This window comes from Pseudomonas sp. TNT3 (assembly GCF_010095445.2).
Classification (GTDB): domain Bacteria; phylum Pseudomonadota; class Gammaproteobacteria; order Pseudomonadales; family Pseudomonadaceae; genus Aquipseudomonas.
The window spans coordinates 11,188-28,626 of record NZ_WFGV02000066.1; the positions used below are offsets into that span (position 1 = coordinate 11,188).

Here is a 17,439-nt window from a genome sequence, read left to right on the forward strand (position 1 = left end):
AGGTGAACCGACATGAACCCAAAGGAAAACTACCTGCACGAGTTCTTCAGGATCTTCTTCGCCAACAAGCAGTTGGTGAAGCGAGTGTTCCTGGTCTTTGCAGTGATCGCGCTGGTCTTGCCGCTGATGCTCAAACAGAGCTTCGATATCACCGCCCAGGTGATCGTGCAGTCCAAAAAACTCTCACAGGGGGATGCCACGACTTCCCTCAACCAGGAAAACGCTTCCTTCGTGCCTCCGACGCTTTCGGACATGGAAACCGAAAGCAATATCCTGCGTTCGCCGGGATTGATTCGCCAGACCATCAGCGAGTTGCGTGAAAAGGGTGAATACACCTCCCCTCCAGGCATGCTCAACAAACTGGTCAGTGAACCGATCAAACGCTACATCACCACGCCGCTGCGCGAGCATGTGATCAATCCAGTGAAATCCGCGCTGGGCATGGAAACCGATCCGGTACGCGATACGACGCTGGACGCGCTGACCCAGGAGGCCATGGATAAACTCAAGATCGAAACCCTGCCGGGTTCCAACGTGATCTCGATCATCTACAGCTTCCCGGACCCGACCCAGGGCACCAGGTTTGTCGCAGCACTGCTGCAAAATTACCTGGCCAGCCGTCAGGAACTGCAGTCCATCGACCTGCCGCAAAGCTTCTACGAAACCAAGAAGCTGCAATACCAGGCGCGCCTCGATGGTCTGGAAAGTAATCGCCAAGCCCTGTTGGGCGCGGTGGGTTCGTCCGACCCCAAAGAAGAAATCACCTTCCGCCTGAACGCCATCAACACCGAAGAGCAGGCGCTCAACCTGTATCAGGACCGCCTGCTGCAAAGCAAACGCTGGCTCGATTACCTGAAAACCAGCCTGGCCGCCGCCAACAACTCCAAGCTCAACGATTACACCTTCCCCTACACCTTCACCACCACCGTGGACAACGTCGCGTTTGAAGACCGCGAGATCAAACAAATGGGTGAGGCCCTGACCACTCAGGTCAGTCGTTACATGAATGACCTGGCGATCTTCCAGCCAGGCAGTGAACCGATGCTGCTGACCCGCGAGCAAATCGCCCGCACCCGTCAGCAATTCCTGAAAGTCGTCGCCAACCGGATTCAGGAGCGCACCAGCGACCTGGCGATTGTCAGTTCGGTGATCGATCAGAAAACCGGGCGCATTGCCGAGTTCAAGGATCGCATCCATACGTTGCAAGAGACTCAGAGCAAACTGCGGCAAGTGGACACCGAAATCGATGCGTTGCACACGGCGTTTTCCACTTATGCCCAACGGTTTGCCGAGAGCAGCACCGCGCGTTCGCTGGACAACGACCTGTCCAACGCACGGGTTCTCAGCCCACCGTTCGAGCCTACCGCAGCCGCCTTTCCGAAACCGATGCTGATCATTCCGTTCGGTTTGTTCACTGGCCTGTTGCTGGCGATTGCGTTGGTCTATGTCCGTGAGTTCTTCGATCACCGCTTCAAGCATCCTGCGCAAATCACCCACGAACTGGGCCTGCCGGTGCTGTTGGTGATCAACGATCAGAACGTCGAACCGGTCAACCCGCACAAGAGCTGGACCGTACCTGGCTTCGTGCATTGGGTGCGCAATTGAACGCGCCGCTCAGCCGGACTCCATCTGACAGCGCCCTGCCGATCATTCATTTGCTCAGCAGTGGCGGTTTCTATGGGGCTGAGCGGATGCTGCTGGACCACTGCCTGGCGACGCCGGGGCAGCATCAAGTGCTGTTCCTCGATGCGCCGCCAGAACTGATCGCCAGGTTTCGCGACGCCGGCGTCGACTGCCAGGGCTGCGCGGGGTTGGGGCAACTGTTGGGGCATTTACGTCAGCGGCGCGCCGAACGGCCGCTGATCAACACCCACAACTTCAAGGGTCTGCTGTTTGGCTGGGTCGGCGCGACGTTGTTGCGCCTGCCCCTGGTGATTACCCAGCACGGGTTCACGCCGCGCAGTCGCAAGCAAAAGTTCTACACCTGGCTGAGCTTGCAATTGTGCCGCACCGCGTCGGTGGACCGTGTTGTCTGCGTCGCCGAAAGCATCGCCGTGCTGCATCGCCAGGCCAGTGTGGGTGCGCAGAAGTTGCAGGTGATCCCCAACGGTTTGCCCGCGGCCATCGGCCTGTTGCCGCACAGCGTCAATTGCCAGCGGTTCCTGGCCGGTTACGTCGGGCGGCTCAGCAGTGAAAAAGGTCCGGACCTGTTTCTCGATGCACTGATTCCGCTCTGTCAGCAACACCCGCACCTGGACGCCGTGATGCTCGGCGACGGCCCGGAACGCGAAACCCTGATGGCCAGAATCAATGCAGCAGGGTTGCAGGAGCGCATCGCGCTGCCGGGTTATCAGACCGACATGAGCGTGTGGTGGCGCAAGCTTGATGCGCTGGTGATCAGCTCGCGCACCGAAGGCACGCCGATGATTTTGCTGGAAGCCATGCAGGCCGGTGTGCCGGTAGTGGCGTTCGGGGTCGGCGGCATTCCCGATGTGCTGGAAGATCGGCACAACGGCTTGCTGGCGACGCCCGCCGACAGCACGGCCCTCGCCCGCCAGATCGGCACCTTGCTGACTGAGCCGGCACTGACCAGCACGCTGGTCGTCAATGCAAAACGTACACAACTGGATCGCTACGACCTCAAGGCCTTGGCTGAACGCTGGTCGCAGCTTTATATCCGTACTGCACGGGAGGCTCGCGCGTGATTTTTCCGCTCTCGATTGTCAGTTTGCTCGGCCTGGTCTGCCTTGGTTTGCTGGCCAGCCCTTATCCGTATCTGGCGCCGGGAGCGGTGCTGGGCCTGGTCGGTGTGGCGGTGCTTTATCGCAAGCCGACCTGGGGCATACTCGGCATTGCCGCCATGTTGCCCTTCGAAGGCCTGTTCAAGGACAGCGCCATTTCGGGCTCCAAGTTCCTCGGTATTTCACTGGTGTTGATTCTGATGCTGCAGCTGGCGATTCATCAGCTGCCGTCCGAACGTTTGCGCAGCAATATCTGGCGCTTCCTGATCGCATTCATGACGCTGTACCTGCTCAGCCTCTTGACTACCGATGAGATGAGCATGTCCCTGGGACACCTGCGGGAGTTGAGTGTCGGCTTGGTTCTGTTCGTCATCACCCTGCTGATCGGACGCGAACTGAACCTGACCGTATTCGCCAAACTGGTCACCCTCAGCGTCTCCGCGACCTGCGTGATGGCGATGTTTTCCGCCAAATACCAGGATCAGGGACGGGCCTCCGGCCTGCTGGAAGACCCGAACAGCTTTGCGCTGATGATCGCCTTCGCAATTCCCATGGCGCTGTTGCTGGTGGTCCGCAGCCCGAACTGGCTGCACCGGCTGGTCTGGGGGGTGTGCTGCCTGTTGCTGCTCGGCGGCATGACCAAGACCGAGTCCCGCTCGGGTCTGGTGGTGTTGTTCCTCAGCCTGATAATTGGCGCCTGGCACTACCGCGCGCAGATTCCACGTATCCGTCCGCGTCACCTGGGTTTCGCCATGCTCGGCGCGGCGATCGTTATTCCGCTGGCGCTGTATGCGATGCCAGCCGGTTATGTGGCGCGCATTCAGTCCTTGAGTATTTTGAGCGCCGGGGCCAAGAGTCAGGATGCATCCCTGGGCCGGCGCGCGTCGTACATCGTGGTCGGCGGTCAGATGATTAGCGAGAGTCCGTTGCTCGGTACCGGTCCCGGCACATTCCCTTTGCACTATGCCACCACTGGCTACGCCCAGGCTTTTTCCTCCAACCGCAAGGCAGGTGATCTTTACCGCCGCGCCCACAACACCTACCTGGAGATCTTCAGCGAATTGGGGATTCCCGCCGGCCTGACGTTTGTCGGCATGCTGGGCCTGGGCTTGTACAACCTGACCCGCGCCCGCAAAGCGTGGATGCTGCGCCGTGACTGGCATCAGGCTGACATGATGACCCACCTGGGCATGAGTTTTCTTTCGTTGACGTTGTTCCTTATGTTCCTCAGTGCGCCGAACCATAAGTACCTTTGGATCATGCTGGCACTGACCAGCGTGCTGCGCACAAAAGCCGAAGAAGCTCCATTGACGGAGGCCAGGGCATGAGCAGCATCAGCATCGTTATCCCGATGTACAACGAAGCGCGGCACATCACCCGCACCCTGATCGCCGCGCTGCACGCCGCCGATGCCGCCGGGCTGGAATGCGAGCTGATCGTGGTCGACAACGGCTCCGACGATCAGGGCCCGCAGATCGCCCGCCAGTTCGGCGCCCAGGTGCTGCACATGCCCGGTTTACTGATCGGTGCGCTGCGCAATCGTGGGGCCAGCGTGGCGAAGGGGGAATGGCTGGCGTTCATCGACGCCGACATCGAAATGCCCGAGGATTGGCTGACGCGTCTGATCAAACTTGAAGCCAGCGGCCAGGCGGACGTCCTCGGACTGGACTTGCACACCCCGGCCGAGGCGCCGTGGTTCGCCGATGCCTGGCAGCGCCGAACCCTGCGTCCGGCCACCCATAACCTGCACAAGGCGCAGTGGCTACCCACCGCCAACCTGCTGATGCGGCGCACCTGGTTCGAACAGGTCGGCGGCTTCAGCGAAACGTTGCGCACCGGCGAAGACAAGGATTTCACCCTGCGCCTGAGCCAGGCCGGCGCGCGCCTGCTCGCGGCCAACGAAAGCGTCGCCCTGCATTGGGGTTACGAAGGCAGTTGGCGGGAATGGATGGGCAAGGAAATGTGGCGCCAGGGCAGTCATTTGCAATTGCTGCGCAGCCACGGCCTGAGCCTGCGACTGCTGCGCTTTCCGCTGCTGTCGATGGTCGCCTGGTTGCTGGATTTCATGGCCATCTGCGCCTTGCTCGACGGTCGCTTGCACCTGGCGTGGGTGCTGTTGCTGGTGACTTGTCTGCCGCCGCTCGTCTTGAGCCTGCGTCAAAGTTTGAAACACCGGGACGCGGGTCTGACCCTGCAACTCTGGGGCTTGCATTGGGTGCGTCTGCACCTGGCCGGCGCCGCGTTCATCCTCAGCCTGTGTCATTGGAATGCCAGGAGGCCCGCACGTGGCTGAATTCATTTTCTGGTTGTGCCTGTTGTTGCCTGTCTACGCGTACCTCGGTTATCCGCTGCTGCTGACACTGCTGGCGCCGTTATTTGCGGCTCGCCGCCACACGTCGGCCGAGCCGATGAACGTCAGCATCGTGATTGCCGCGCACAATGAGGCCCGGCACATCGAAGACAAACTGCGCACGCTGCTGGCCCAGGACTATCAGGCCCGTTCGCTGCAGATCATCCTGGCCAGCGACGGCTCCACCGATGACACCGTGGCCTGCGCGCACAAGGTCATCGACCCGCGCATCACCGTGCTCGACCTGCCCCGCCAGGGCAAGGCCGCCACGTTGAACGCAGGCGTCGCGTTGAGTACCGGCGAAATCCTGGTGTTCACCGATGCCGACAACCAATGGTCCACCGACACCCTCGGCCACTTGCTCGCGCCCCTGGCGGATCCAGCCGTGGGTGCTTGCGCCGGGCACATGGTGATTCCCGTGACCGGCAAAGGCCTGAGCATCGGCGACAGCCTGTATCGGCATTACGAAGGCTGGCTGCGCAAGGTCGAGAACCGCACGGGCTGCATGGTCTCCGCCGACGGTGCGCTGTTGGCACTACGCCGTGAGTTGTTCCAGACCGTGCCGGCAGAGGTCAACGATGACTTCTTTATCAGCACCTGCGCGCCGGTGGCGTTCAAACGCATCGTGTATGTGCCTCAGGCGCAAGTCATCGATCAGGGCGTGGACGAGGCCGACAAACAATTTCGCCGGCGTCAGCGTGTCACCGTCGGTGGCCTGCAAAGCCTGGCCCAGCGCCGCGAACTGCTCAATCCGTTCAAGCATGGCCTGTACGCGATTGCACTGATCAGCCACAAGCTGATTCGCCGGCTGGCGCCGATCCTGTTGGTGCCGCTGCTGCTGAGCAATTTCTGGCTGTGGAACGAGCACGGTTTCTATCGCCTGAGCCTGATCGCGCAATTGGCGGGTTACACCATCGCCATCGCCGGCCTGCTGGATTCGCAGCACCGGTTACCCAAACCCTTTCGCCTCGCCGCCTTCCTTCTGGTGACCCTCGCCGGGATGAGTATCGGTCTGTGGCAGTTCCTCCGTGGCCAGCGTTACGCCCAGTGGAATCCTGAACAAAATCGTTGAGAGAACAGCACCATGGCGATCAAGCAATTGTTCAAGCGCACCAGTGGTTGGCTGTACCTCAATTCGCCGGTGGGGCGTAATCAACTGCACGGCGCCGGGGTCATCCTGATGCTGCACCGGGTGCTGGCCGATGACCGCGCCGCCGACCTGCCCCATCGCAACGAACTGTGCGTCGGACCCAAGGCGTTCGAACACTTGTTGGTGTGGCTCAGAAAACACTTCGACTGCGTGCCGTTGATGGACATCCTGCAGCCGACCTCGTTGAAATCGTCGCGCCCCAAAGTCACGCTGACTTTCGATGACGGCTGGCGCGATAACGCCGTGAATGCCTTTCCATTACTGCAAAAGCATCAGGTGCCAGCGAGTATTTTTCTGTCCAGCGACTTCATCGGCAGTCGCCAGCGGTTCTGGTGGGAAAGCATTGGTGAAACCCTCTGGGGCAGCCATGGTGAAGCCCCGCGGATGCACCTGAGCCAATGCTTGCAGCGACTGGGCCGCCCCCTGCCGGCCGCGTTCGAGAATGTGGACGAACAACGCCGCAGCCTCGCACTGGCGCATTTTCTCCAGAGCCTGAAAACCCTGTCGCCCGACGACCTGAATCACCTGACCGATGAGTGCCCGCATGATTCGCTGCCACAAGCGCTGGACTGGCAACAAGTGCGCAACCTCGAAGCCTCGGGCCTGGTGCGCTTCGGGCCCCATGGCGCCAGTCACGCGATACTCACCGGTCTCGACGATCACACCCTGTCAGCCGAACTGAGGCGCAGTCGAGACGCGTTGCTCAACGGTTGCAACCGGCCGCTGCCCGTCTACTGCTACCCCAATGGCGACAACGATGCGCGGGTACGGCAGCAGGTCGCCGACCATGATTTTCCGTTTGCTCTGGGCACCGGCACCGGGATTTATCGGGGGATCGAAGACCCGTTGGCGCTGCCCCGTTTCGGCGTCAGCCAGCGGGTGGCGCGTAATCCGGAATTACTGTCCTGGCGCATCTACCGCGGGGCTCGCTCATGAGTCGTAGTAATTACCTTAAACACCTGGCGCTGAGCATGGGCACCAAGCTGGCGATGATCGCCTTGCGACTGATGCGCAACGTGCTGCTGGCGCGGATTCTCGGACCGAGTGAACGCGGCCTGTTCGCACTGCTCAGCACCCTGCCCGACCTGATCAGTGCCGCCACCAGCGGCGGGTTGAATTCGGCCATCGGTTTCCAGGCGGCCAAGCAACGTCCCATGGGTTTGTTGTTGAGCCAGGTGCTGGTGTTCGGCTGTCTGCTCGCGGCGATGCTGACCTTGTTGGTGGTGGCGTTGACCCGTGAGTTCGGCACTGAACTGGACATCACCACACAGTTGGGGCTGCTCGCCTGGTTGCTGTTGCTGGCGGTGCCGCTGACCGTGCTCAAGAGCGGTTTGCTGACCTTGCACAACGCCTCGGGCGGCGTGGTGGCGTTCAACGCGTTGCGCTTGCTCGAATCCTTCGCGCCGTTGCTGCTGTTCCTGGCGCTGTTCTGGATGTGGAAAAGCGCAGCCCTGGAAGCGGCGTTGATCAGTTGGCTGGCGGGCATCAGCCTGGTGGTCCTGGCCGGTTGGGTGTGGCTCAAACGCTCGCAGCCGGTGACCCTGCAATGGGACCGCGCGAGCCAGAACGAACTGCTGCGCTACAGCGCGCGCAGCCATCCGGATCTGTTGTTCCAGCAAGTGATACTGCGCTCCGACTACCTGTTCATCGGCGCCCTGCTCGGCAGTACGGCACTGGGTCATTACGCGATGGCCAGCGCGGCCGCCGAGTTGCTGCTGATCGTTCCGGAAGCCGTGACCACGCCGCTGATGAAGCGCCTGCTGCAACAGGAAAAAGGCATCGAAAAACTCACCCCCCTGGCGCTGCGCCTGACCGCCACGGTGATGATCGGCGCCTGCCTGACCATGGCGTTGATCGGTGAATGGCTGATCGTGACCTTGTTCGGCGTGGCGTATCAGCCCGCCTATCCGGCTTTGTTGGCCCTGCTGCCGGGGCTGCTTGGCCTGTGCTACGCGAGCATCCTGCGCCTGGATCTGCTGGGCAAGAATCGCCCGGGGACGATTTCGCTGATGATGGGTCTCAGTGCCCTGCTCAACCTGGCACTCAACCTGGTGCTGATTCCTGCCTACGGCATCGTCGGCGCGGCGGCGGCTTCGTCCATTGCGTATGTGGCCGTGACCATTGCGCTGCTGGTGATGTATTGCCGGTTGAGCCATGTGTCGATCTGGCAAACCCTGATCATCCTGCCCAGCGACGTGGCCCCCATGCTGCAAATGCTGCAACGGAAGTCGGCATGAGACGCCTGTTACTGCTGTTGAGTCTGGGGCTTGGTCTGAGCGCCGAGGCTGCGCCCATGCGTTGGGCGGACATCCGCGACGGCAGCCTTTACCTGCAACCGGATCGCCCTGACACCGTGACAGTCCAGTGGGTACCGGCATGGCAGGCGGACGCCAACGAAGAACACCTCTATCTGCTCGATGGACAGGGCAAGTTGCAGGCAGAACGGCTGATCGCCGCCAGCGAATCCCGGGGCAGTCAAAGCTGGCCGCTGGCGCCGAGCGCCGCCAGCTATCGGCTGGAAGTGCCGGGGTACAGCTTTCGCCGTTACACGGTTGAACATGACGATCATACGGTGGCGCTGTTCGCGCCTGCCAAAGTACATTTCAGCGCCGAAACCCGCGACGGCGACGAACTGTTTTTTAAAGTGGCAGCAGGCGAACGCGCAGTGCTGGCGGGCAAGTTCCATGGCGGGGTCGGCGCCTTCCAGGCGCAACGGGTGGGTGACGGTAAACAGCTGTCGCTGGCGCTAAAGTCCTACCCGGCGTACTGGGAGTTTGACCAGATCGAGTTGCCGGTGGCCTCGACCGATCAGGTCTGGCGCCTGCGCCTGCGAGGCAGCGGTAAAGCGGCGTTCTGGCTCGATGGCACGGCCAATCTGTTTGCGCAGAACCCGCAGCAGCTCAAACCGTTGCGCGAAGATCCTGGCCAGACCCGGTTGATGCTGCACAAGGAAATCCTCGGCAAGGCCGCGAATCTGGGCATGGCCTTGCCCTATGCGCTACCGCCGGCCAACCCGTTAGCCTTGCTCAAATCGCTCAACCCACGGGCCGCGAGTTATTACAGCGTGGTCGACATCATGGCGTCCCGGCCGCACTACGAAGATGCGTTCCGTCGGCTGTACCAGGACCGCTTAGGCATCAAACAGGACATCACCCTGCTGGCCGGCAGCCAGCGCAAGGCCGATCTGCAAGCTGACGCCACCAGCAACGCCGGCCTCGAGGCTTGGCTGGCCGCCACCCGAGCCCTGGGTGGCGAGGGTACGCATTACATCGGTTTTGCCGATGAGCCGAACCTCAACTACCCGGACTACGCCAGCTATCAACGCCTCTTCAGCAGCATGGCCCGGCAAGTGCGCAGCAATCCCGACAACTTCAAGGCCGGTGTGCGCATCGCCATGCCCGCCAGCACACGTTTGGTCAACGGCCCGTTCGCCGACAACGCCACCGACAAGCGCGGCATCGACTGGGCGCGGCGTCTGCTCGCGGAGTCGGGCGACAGCATCGATGCCCTGGCCTGGCACGAATGGATGATCCGCGACCTGTTGGCCACTCGCGTCTATCGCGACAACGTGCGCCGCGCCGCCGATCTCGTCGGGCTCGATGCGCAGGGTCGGCCACGTAAAGCCTTGCTGCTGGACCAGACCAACATATCCAGCGGTCCAACCCTCAGCCCGTACGAGCAGGAAACCCATTACGCGTCGTTATGGTGGGCTTCGGTGGCCATCAACTCGTCCCAGGACGGCTTGCTCGACATGCTCAACTGGTTTCAGGCCGATGACGAATCGGATCACCGTAAGGGCATGCTGCGCCAGCTCGATGATGATCGCTACGAACTCAAACCCGTGGGCTTCGCTCAGCAATTCATCCAGAAATATTGGCTACAAAACGTAGTGCGCCTGGAGAACGACGCCTTTGAAGTCGATGTCCTCGCCATGTCCACCGATTTGCAACACTGTCTGTTTGGCGTGAACAAAGGCACGCGCCTGCAGCGGGTAAACCTGAGTGGTGCGGGGTGCCCATTAAGCAAAGGCTCATTGCGTTACTTCGGCGCGGATAACCGCAGCCGCGACGCGCCTTTCAGTTGCAAGGACGGCAGTGTCAGCTTCGATTTGCCAGGGGAAACCCTGTTCGCCCTGAGCTGGACTGCCACATGAGCGTCATTGAATTTTTTGCCGCGCAGACGCCACGTCGCGCCCTGCATTACTCCACTCACGGGCAAACCCGCCAGGAGGCAAAACCATGAATGTTCTGAAAACACTCCGCGTGCACCTCAAACAAAAAGGCCTGCGCGCCACCGTCCAGAAAGTGTGGAAGCACTACGTGTTTTTCCACGAAGAACTGATCTGGATGGAGCGCGATCTGGTCAGCCCCGTGCCTGCGCACAAGCTGCGGCCTTATCCACCGCTGCAACTGGAAACCATCACTGCGCAAAACGCTGTCGCGTTCACCAGACACTTCGGCGACCGCGTCGCCACCATGGCCGAACTCGCCAACGAAGGTCACACCGGGCACATGTACCTGGACGGTAAAGGTGACGCGGTGGCTTTCATTTGGGGCAGCAAACGCGATTACCACGACCGCCACTATTACGGTTGCCGGTTCCCGGTGAAGGCCGGTGAATTTTTCGAGTTTGGCGGCGAACAGATCCGGGCGTACTGGGGCACGATGTTGTCAGTCGATATCCAGCTGAACCTGTGGAAAGCCATGGCGGATCAGGGCTGCAACAAAGTGGTGGATGTCTGCGAATCACACAACATCCCGGCCCTCAAGCTGCACATTCGTATGGGCTACAAAGAGCAAGGGCGGATCATGAACGTCTACAGCCTGTTCGGTTGGCGTTTCTACCGCGAAACCCGTTACAGCAATTCGCGCCTGGATCCCCTGCGCAAACCCACCCGTGAACCTGTTACAGCATCGGCGACCTGAACCTATGGCGGCACGATTCGAATGGCGCACCTCGCTGTGCGCCGATGACTTCCCGGCAGCGGCTTATGAAGCGCTGCGTCTGCGGGTGACGGACCACACGCCGTTTAACACGCTGGCCTGGATGGTCGCGTCTGAACGGGCATTGACGTCCGGGGAGCGCTTGCACGTGCTGCTCGGCTGGGAAGGTGACGAGCTGGTTTTATGCCTGCCGTTGGTGGCGTCCGTCGAGCGTTTCGGCCGGCTGCCATTTCGGGTCTTGCATCACCTGGGCTATCCCCTTGCCGACCGGCTGGCCCTGCTCGCCCGCACCGACAGGGACAGTATTCAGCGGGCGCTGGTGGAGATTCGTCGACAGCTGCCCCACGCCTTGCTGCAACTCAATGAGTTGTCCGACCCGACCGACGGCGAAAGCGCGCTGACGGGCTGGACGGCCCACAGTTCGATGGGTGAGCGACGGTTGAGTTGTCGTGTGCCGGTGCACCTGATCAGCGAGGCTGACCGCCAGGAAGTGTCTGGTGATCCGCGCTATAAATTGCGCCGTGCGCGTAAACGCATCGCCGCGATTGGCGCCGAAGTCCGGCGGATCACGCCTGACGCCTCGACCATGGGACCCTTGCTGCAGGCCATCAGCGAAGTCGAAGCGGTGAGCTGGAAAGGCGATGAAGGGGTCGGGATCTTTGCCGACGAGCGCCACCGTCAATGGATGGACCGCGCCTTTACCGCCCTCGCCGCCCAAGGCCTGGTGCGCGTCGTGGTGCTGGAACTGGAAGGACGGTGCATCAGCTATCGACTAGGGTTACTGGAGCAAGGTCGCCTGTACGACTACAACCTGGCATTCCTGCCGCAATACGCTGACCTGGGCAGCGGTCGGGTATTGCTCGAAGAATGGATACGCTGGGGCCTGGACGACAACTGGCGCTGGATCGATGCATCGCGGGTCAGCCTGGAAAATTCCAGTCATCAACTCCACGAGCGCATGACCGGGCAGCTGGAACACTGGCGCTGGAGTTTCTATTCCTGGCGTCCCAGCGGGATTGCCTTGGGTACGGCCCTGCGGGCCTGGCAATGGGTCAAACCTTCATTGCAACGCTACAAGGCCTGGCGTGCCGCGAAGGCCGCCAAACCCGTTGCGGCGCCTGCGCCCGTGGTGGCGCCTGCTTCAAAGCAAGCCAACCTGAAAAAAGAATCAGCCATGGAGAGCGAACATGCCTCGCCAAGTCATAGTCAACGCTGACGATTTCGGCCTCAGTGCAAATGAAAACGCGGTCATCCTCGGTGCCTTTCAGGCCGGCGTGATCAGCTCGGCCACAGCCATGGCCAACATGCCGGCGTTCGAAGCCGCGTGCGTCATGGCCCAGCATCCACTGCTGTCAGGCCGGATCGGGTTGCACTTCAACCTCACCTACGGCCGACCGTTGAGTCAGCGCATTCTGTCTCGCCCCAATTTCTGCGACACCGCGGGGGTGTTCGACCTCAACCTGACCCGCCACCGCCTCTGGCTCAGCCGCGAGGATCGGGAGGCGGTACTGGAGGAGCTTGAGGCGCAATGGCAACGCTGCCTGGACAACGACGTGCGTCCCAGCCACCTGGATTCTCATCAACACGTGCACAACATCTGGCCCATCGGCGAGATCGTCGCGCGCTTCGCCGCCCGCCAGGGAGTCCCCGTGCGCCTGGCGCGAAACCTGGGGCAGAACCTCAGCCTGCCCAAGCGTGTGTTCAAGGGGTTGCTCAACAGCCGCCTGCAACGTCTGGCGGGCACTACTGCGGATTTCGTCTGCACCCCGGTGGACCTGCGCAACGATGCAATGCCGACCGACGGGGTGCTGGAGATCGTCGCGCACCCGAACAAGATTGGCGCGGATTTTGGCGACGCTTATCTGCTTCCTGGCGAGTCACTCACACAGGTGCTGGAGCAACGTTTGCGCGGCGTTCCACGAATTTCCTATGCCGCGCTAAGCGCCGTATCGCCTGGCGTCGTGACGGCACTCGAGCAATAAAACATATTTAGTAACACATTCAAAAATGGCGTTTTGCTATTAATTTCCACCGTTGATCTATACCCAATTCAAGCGTCATCCACATGATCCTGGCTCAGGCCAAGAAGGGCTCTATGACTGTCATTCACAAACTCCTTGATCGTATAAAACAAAAAGGTTTGGGCCGTACATTTGGCACGTTGTGGAAACGCTATGTGTTCTTTCACTGGGAGCTGTTGTGGATGGAGCGCGACCTCGTGAGCCCGGTGGCACCGCACAAGTTGCGCCCCTATTCCGGGTTGCGCATGGTGAGCATCACCCCGGAAAATGCCATCGCCTTCAGCAAGCACTTCGGCGACCGCGTCGAGACCATGGCCGAACTCGCGGCCGAAGGTCACACCGGGCAGATGTACCTGGATGCCGATGACAACGCGATTGCCTTCATCTGGGGCAGCAAGGTCGACTACCACGACCGCCACTATTACGGCTGCTGGTTTCCCGTGAAACCCGGCGAGTTTTTTGAATTCGGCGGCGAAATGACCCGCGCCTATTTCGGCACCAGCCTGTCGGTGGATGCGCAGATCAACATCTGGAACGCGATGGCGGCTCAGGGCTGTGACAAGGTGGTGGATGTGTGTGAAACGCACAATATTCCGGCGCTGAAACTGCACATTCGCATGGGTTATCACGAGCAAGGGCGCGTCACTCACGTTTACGGTTTGTTCGGGCGCTGGCGCTTCTTCCGCGAAACCCGCTACACCGGATCGCGCCTGGACCCGCTGCGCAAACCGGGACGTCCGGTGGTTACGGACGCGGCGCGGGCTTGAGAAGATGGCCCGGCTTTAACATCGATGTCGCCTGACCGGGCGCCATCGCTGGCAAGCCAGCTCCCACATTGGATCGGCAGTGGACACGGTATTTGCGCCCAACACAGCCCCCCTGTGGTAGACACCGGATTTTCATTCAGCATTGGTCACTGTGGGAGCGGGCTTGCCCGCGATGGCGGCCGGTACATCCAGCATCGATGTCGACTGACACGACCCCATCGCTGGCAAGCCAGCTCCCACATTGGATCGGCGGTGGACATAAGATTCATGTCCACCGCCGATCCTCTGTAGGAGTGAGCCTGCTCGCGATAGCGGTAGCACATTCAACATCGAAGTTGCCTGACACACCTCCATCTGAGGAACACCACCCGGACCCGGCTCGACTTCTGCTGCCACTGGGCGGGTCTGCTCGAAATCCGATACGCTTGGCGAAAGCACACCAAGGTATCTCCCATGCTCGACAATTCACTGCAAAACTCCGCCGCGCCAGATGGCGTCTGCTACGGCTGCGGCGGCAAGAACCCCCATGGCCTGCACATCGAGAGCTTCTGGCATGAAGACGGCGTGCACGTCATGGCCGATCACCTGCCGGATGCCAAGTACTGCGGCTGGCCGGACCTGGTGTACGGCGGACTCATCGCCATGCTGGTCGACTGCCATTCAAACTGGACCGCCATGGCCTATCACTACCGCGCCGAAGGCCGCGCAGCCTCGAGCCTTCCTCGTATCGACTGCGTCACGGGCAACCTGGGTATCAAGTTCATCAAACCCACCCCGATGGGTGTCCCGCTGACCCTGCGCGCAAGGGTCGAGGGTGAGGTTGGCCGCAAGAGCCGGGTGATCTGCGAGGTGTATGCCGACGGTGTCCTGACCGCCGTCGGCGATTCGGTTTTTGTTCGCGTCGATACCGGGCAACTGGCAGCCGCCGCGCATGGCAAGAGCAGCTAGTGCCGCCGTAGATTTTACTTGGAAGAACACGCCATGACACAGAAGGATCGAGCACCGGCAATCACCGCGCGCGAGGTGTACCAGGTGCTCAAAGATGCCGCGATGGGTACGCGTGCGCTGCGTGTTATTCGCGACGACACTGATCATCGAACGGTCGACATCGACGGCTGGCAGCTCAGGCTGTTCATTCAGGACACCTGTCTACGTCAGTGCGAAGAATGCACGACAGCGGACGGGCGAGTCGCGACGCTCGACGCCTGGCAACGTTACGGCACCGATCCGGTTGCGTTGTTGAGTGGCTGGGAACATCAGCAACTTGAGCGGTTGTTGAACCTGAACGCCCATCACCTCGGACCGTGACAGGCGCAGGTTCGCTGGCTGTACACGCAGAGATTTAGCTAAGCTGCCCGCCTGATGCAAAATAGAACGCACAAACCCTGTCGGGTACGCAGTGCTACGAGAGCCGATATGAGAACCCCTTTGATCGAAGTCACCGAAGTGTCCATTGCCCAACTGCGCGCAGCGCTCGAATCCGGCCAGACCACGGCGGTCGAGCTGGTGCAGGCCTATCTGGCGCGCATTGACGCCTACGACGGCACGGACACCCCTACCGCGCTGAATTCCGTGGTAGTGCGCAATACCGAGGCACTGGCCGAGGCGCAGGCGTCAGATGACCGTCGCCGCAAAGGTCAGACGCTGGGGCCGCTGGATGGCATTCCCTACACGGCCAAGGACAGTTATCTGGTGAAGGGGCTCACCGCCGCCTCTGGCAGTCCGGCATTCGTCGACCTGGTGGCTTGTCGCGACGCGTTCACTGTTGAACGGCTGCGCGCCGCCGGGGCGATCTGCCTGGGCAAGACCAACATGCCGCCGATGGCGAATGGCGGCATGCAGCGCGGGGTGTATGGCCGTGCAGAAAGCCCTTACAACGCTGACTACCTCACCGCCCCGTTTGCCTCGGGTTCGTCGAACGGTGCCGGTACGTCGACGGCCGCCAGCTTCGCGGCATTCGGGCTGGCGGAAGAAACCTGGTCGAGTGGACGCGGTCCGGCTTCGAACAATGGCTTGTGCGCCTATACGCCGTCGCGCGGGGTGATTTCGGTGCGCGGCAACTGGCCGTTGACGCCGACCATGGACGTGGTGGTGCCGTTTACAAGAACCATGGCCGATCTGCTCGAGGTGCTCGACGTGGTGGTGGCGGAAGACCCCGACACCCGGGGCGACCTGTGGCGGATGCAACCGTGGGTGCCGATTCCGAGCGTTGCCTCGGTTCGTCCGGCGTCTTATCAAGCACTGGCCGCAAAGCCCGATGCACTCGCCGGCAAACGCCTGGGCGTCCCTCGCATGTACATCAATGCAGATTCCGAGGCGGGCACCGCTGAGTCACCAGGTATCGGCGGACCAACCGGCCAGCGCATCATCACTCGAGATTCGGTGATTGCCCTTTGGCAAGCAGCGCGCAAGGCGCTTGAAGCCGCGGGTGCCGAAGTGGTCGAGGTGGATTTCCCGCTCGTGTCCAACTGCGAGGGTGATCGTCCCGGTGCACCGACGGTGTTCACCCGTGGCCTGGTGTCCAAGGAGTTTCTGCATCACGAGTTGTGGGATCTGACGGCCTGGGCTTTTGATGATTTCCTGCAGGCTAATGGCGATCCGAAGTTGAACCGTCTGGTCGATGTCGACGGCGCGCTGATTTTCCCCCATGACCCAGGGACGCTGCCTAATCGCGAAGGCGACCTCGTGGCCGGCATGGACGAGTACGTGCGGATGGCCGAGCGTGGGATCACGCCGTGGAACGAGATCACGACCGTGCCCGATGGCTTGCGTGGGCTCGAGCAGACTCGTCGCATCGATCTTGAGGACTGGATGGATCGCCTGGGGCTTGATGCGGTGCTGTTCCCGACAGTCGCCGATGTGGCGCCGGCGAATGCCGATGTCGATCCGGCGGCGGCGGATATTGCGTGGAGTAATGGTGTCTGGGTGGCCAACGGAAACCTGGCCATTCGGCATTTGGGCGTTCCAACGGTCACCGTGCCGATGGGCGTGATGCAGGACATCGGTATGCCGGTTGGTCTGACATTTGCCGGCCGGGCGTATGACGATTCGTCGCTGCTGCGGTTGGCTTCGGCGTTTGAATCGACGGGGTCGAAGCGTTTGATCCCGCCTCGTACGCCGGCTCTGTAGGGTGTAGTTGCTGAGCGTTTTTGTAATCCGGTGAATCCTCGCCCCGCCGCTCTCACCGTGGCGTTTCGATCAAACGGTGAGAGCTGGCCTGCCGGCGATGGCGGCCTGATCGGCGGTGAAATTCTTGACGGTGTACATATCCATTACTGCGGTTACGGCGGCTATTGGTTTCGCCCTTACGGCGAGTCACTTGGAAAAGCGCCAAGTAACCAAGCGCTCTTGCCCCTTTCGTCCGGTGCCTCGCCTGGGCTCGGCATACCCTCACTCCGGTCCTGCTCCGTGGGCCCGCCGCGATCGGCCATCCATGGCCGTGCGCGGCTAACCCGGCATCCATGCCG

Annotated in this window: 15 protein-coding genes; all 15 read left to right on the forward strand. The window is 61.3% G+C overall.

Annotated features, from left to right (window positions below; genetic code table 11):
• Positions 1 to 12: 12 nt before the first annotated feature.
• The 15 genes from GBC55_RS26245 (at position 13) to GBC55_RS26315 (ending at position 17,101) form a co-directional block, all read left to right on the forward strand.
• The gene (locus GBC55_RS26245; protein WP_162439009.1) at positions 13 to 1,605 is read left to right on the forward strand and encodes a Wzz/FepE/Etk N-terminal domain-containing protein; all 1,593 of its coding nucleotides are present in this window, start codon (positions 13 to 15) and stop codon (positions 1,603 to 1,605) included.
• Positions 1,590 to 2,705, forward strand: a complete 1,116-nt coding sequence (locus GBC55_RS26250) for a glycosyltransferase family 4 protein (protein ID WP_162439010.1) — start codon at positions 1,590 to 1,592, stop codon at positions 2,703 to 2,705. Before GBC55_RS26245 ends, GBC55_RS26250 begins: the two co-directional genes overlap by 16 nt.
• The gene (locus tag GBC55_RS26255; RefSeq protein WP_162439011.1) at positions 2,702 to 4,069 is read left to right on the forward strand and encodes an O-antigen ligase family protein; all 1,368 of its coding nucleotides are present in this window, start codon (positions 2,702 to 2,704) and stop codon (positions 4,067 to 4,069) included. Before GBC55_RS26250 ends, GBC55_RS26255 begins: the two co-directional genes overlap by 4 nt.
• A complete protein-coding gene (locus tag GBC55_RS26260; RefSeq protein WP_162439012.1) occupies positions 4,066 to 5,034 on the forward strand; it encodes a glycosyltransferase in 969 nt (322 codons plus the stop codon). The genes GBC55_RS26255 and GBC55_RS26260 overlap by 4 nt, the downstream gene beginning before the upstream one ends.
• Complete coding sequence (locus GBC55_RS26265) at positions 5,027 to 6,163, forward strand: glycosyltransferase (RefSeq protein WP_162439013.1); 1,137 nt, start codon at positions 5,027 to 5,029, stop codon at positions 6,161 to 6,163. The genes GBC55_RS26260 and GBC55_RS26265 overlap by 8 nt, the downstream gene beginning before the upstream one ends.
• Before the next feature lie 12 nt (positions 6,164 to 6,175).
• A complete protein-coding gene (locus GBC55_RS26270) occupies positions 6,176 to 7,177 on the forward strand; it encodes a polysaccharide deacetylase family protein (protein ID WP_162439014.1) in 1,002 nt (333 codons plus the stop codon).
• Positions 7,174 to 8,478, forward strand: coding sequence for an oligosaccharide flippase family protein (locus GBC55_RS26275; RefSeq protein WP_162439015.1), 1,305 nt, complete (start codon positions 7,174 to 7,176; stop codon positions 8,476 to 8,478). Before GBC55_RS26270 ends, GBC55_RS26275 begins: the two co-directional genes overlap by 4 nt.
• Positions 8,475 to 10,394: a hypothetical protein gene (locus tag GBC55_RS26280; protein WP_162439016.1), complete on the forward strand. Its 1,920-nt coding sequence runs from the start codon at positions 8,475 to 8,477 to the stop codon at positions 10,392 to 10,394. The genes GBC55_RS26275 and GBC55_RS26280 overlap by 4 nt, the downstream gene beginning before the upstream one ends.
• Positions 10,395 to 10,479: 85 nt before the next feature.
• Positions 10,480 to 11,166 carry an N-acetyltransferase gene (locus tag GBC55_RS26285; protein WP_162439017.1) on the forward strand — a complete coding sequence of 229 codons (687 nt, stop codon included), beginning with the start codon at positions 10,480 to 10,482 and terminating at the stop codon, positions 11,164 to 11,166.
• A gap of 4 nt (positions 11,167 to 11,170) precedes the next feature.
• A complete protein-coding gene (locus GBC55_RS26290) occupies positions 11,171 to 12,400 on the forward strand; it encodes a GNAT family N-acetyltransferase (RefSeq protein ID WP_162439018.1) in 1,230 nt (409 codons plus the stop codon).
• On the forward strand, positions 12,372 to 13,166 hold the full coding sequence (locus GBC55_RS26295; protein ID WP_162439019.1) for a ChbG/HpnK family deacetylase: 795 nt from the start codon (positions 12,372 to 12,374) through the stop codon (positions 13,164 to 13,166). The genes GBC55_RS26290 and GBC55_RS26295 overlap by 29 nt, the downstream gene beginning before the upstream one ends.
• Positions 13,167 to 13,279: 113 nt before the next feature.
• On the forward strand, positions 13,280 to 13,972 hold the full coding sequence (locus GBC55_RS26300) for an N-acetyltransferase (protein WP_162439020.1): 693 nt from the start codon (positions 13,280 to 13,282) through the stop codon (positions 13,970 to 13,972).
• Positions 13,973 to 14,425: 453 nt separating this feature from the next.
• Positions 14,426 to 14,920, forward strand: coding sequence for a PaaI family thioesterase (locus tag GBC55_RS26305; protein WP_162439021.1), 495 nt, complete (start codon positions 14,426 to 14,428; stop codon positions 14,918 to 14,920).
• A 33-nt stretch (positions 14,921 to 14,953) separates the two neighbouring features.
• Entirely contained in the window at positions 14,954 to 15,280 is a 327-nt protein-coding gene (locus GBC55_RS26310; RefSeq protein ID WP_162439022.1) for a hypothetical protein, read from the forward strand.
• Positions 15,281 to 15,400: 120 nt separating this feature from the next.
• Positions 15,401 to 17,101: an amidase gene (locus GBC55_RS26315; protein WP_162439059.1), complete on the forward strand. Its 1,701-nt coding sequence runs from the start codon at positions 15,401 to 15,403 to the stop codon at positions 17,099 to 17,101.
• The last annotated feature ends 338 nt before the right edge of the window (positions 17,102 to 17,439 follow it).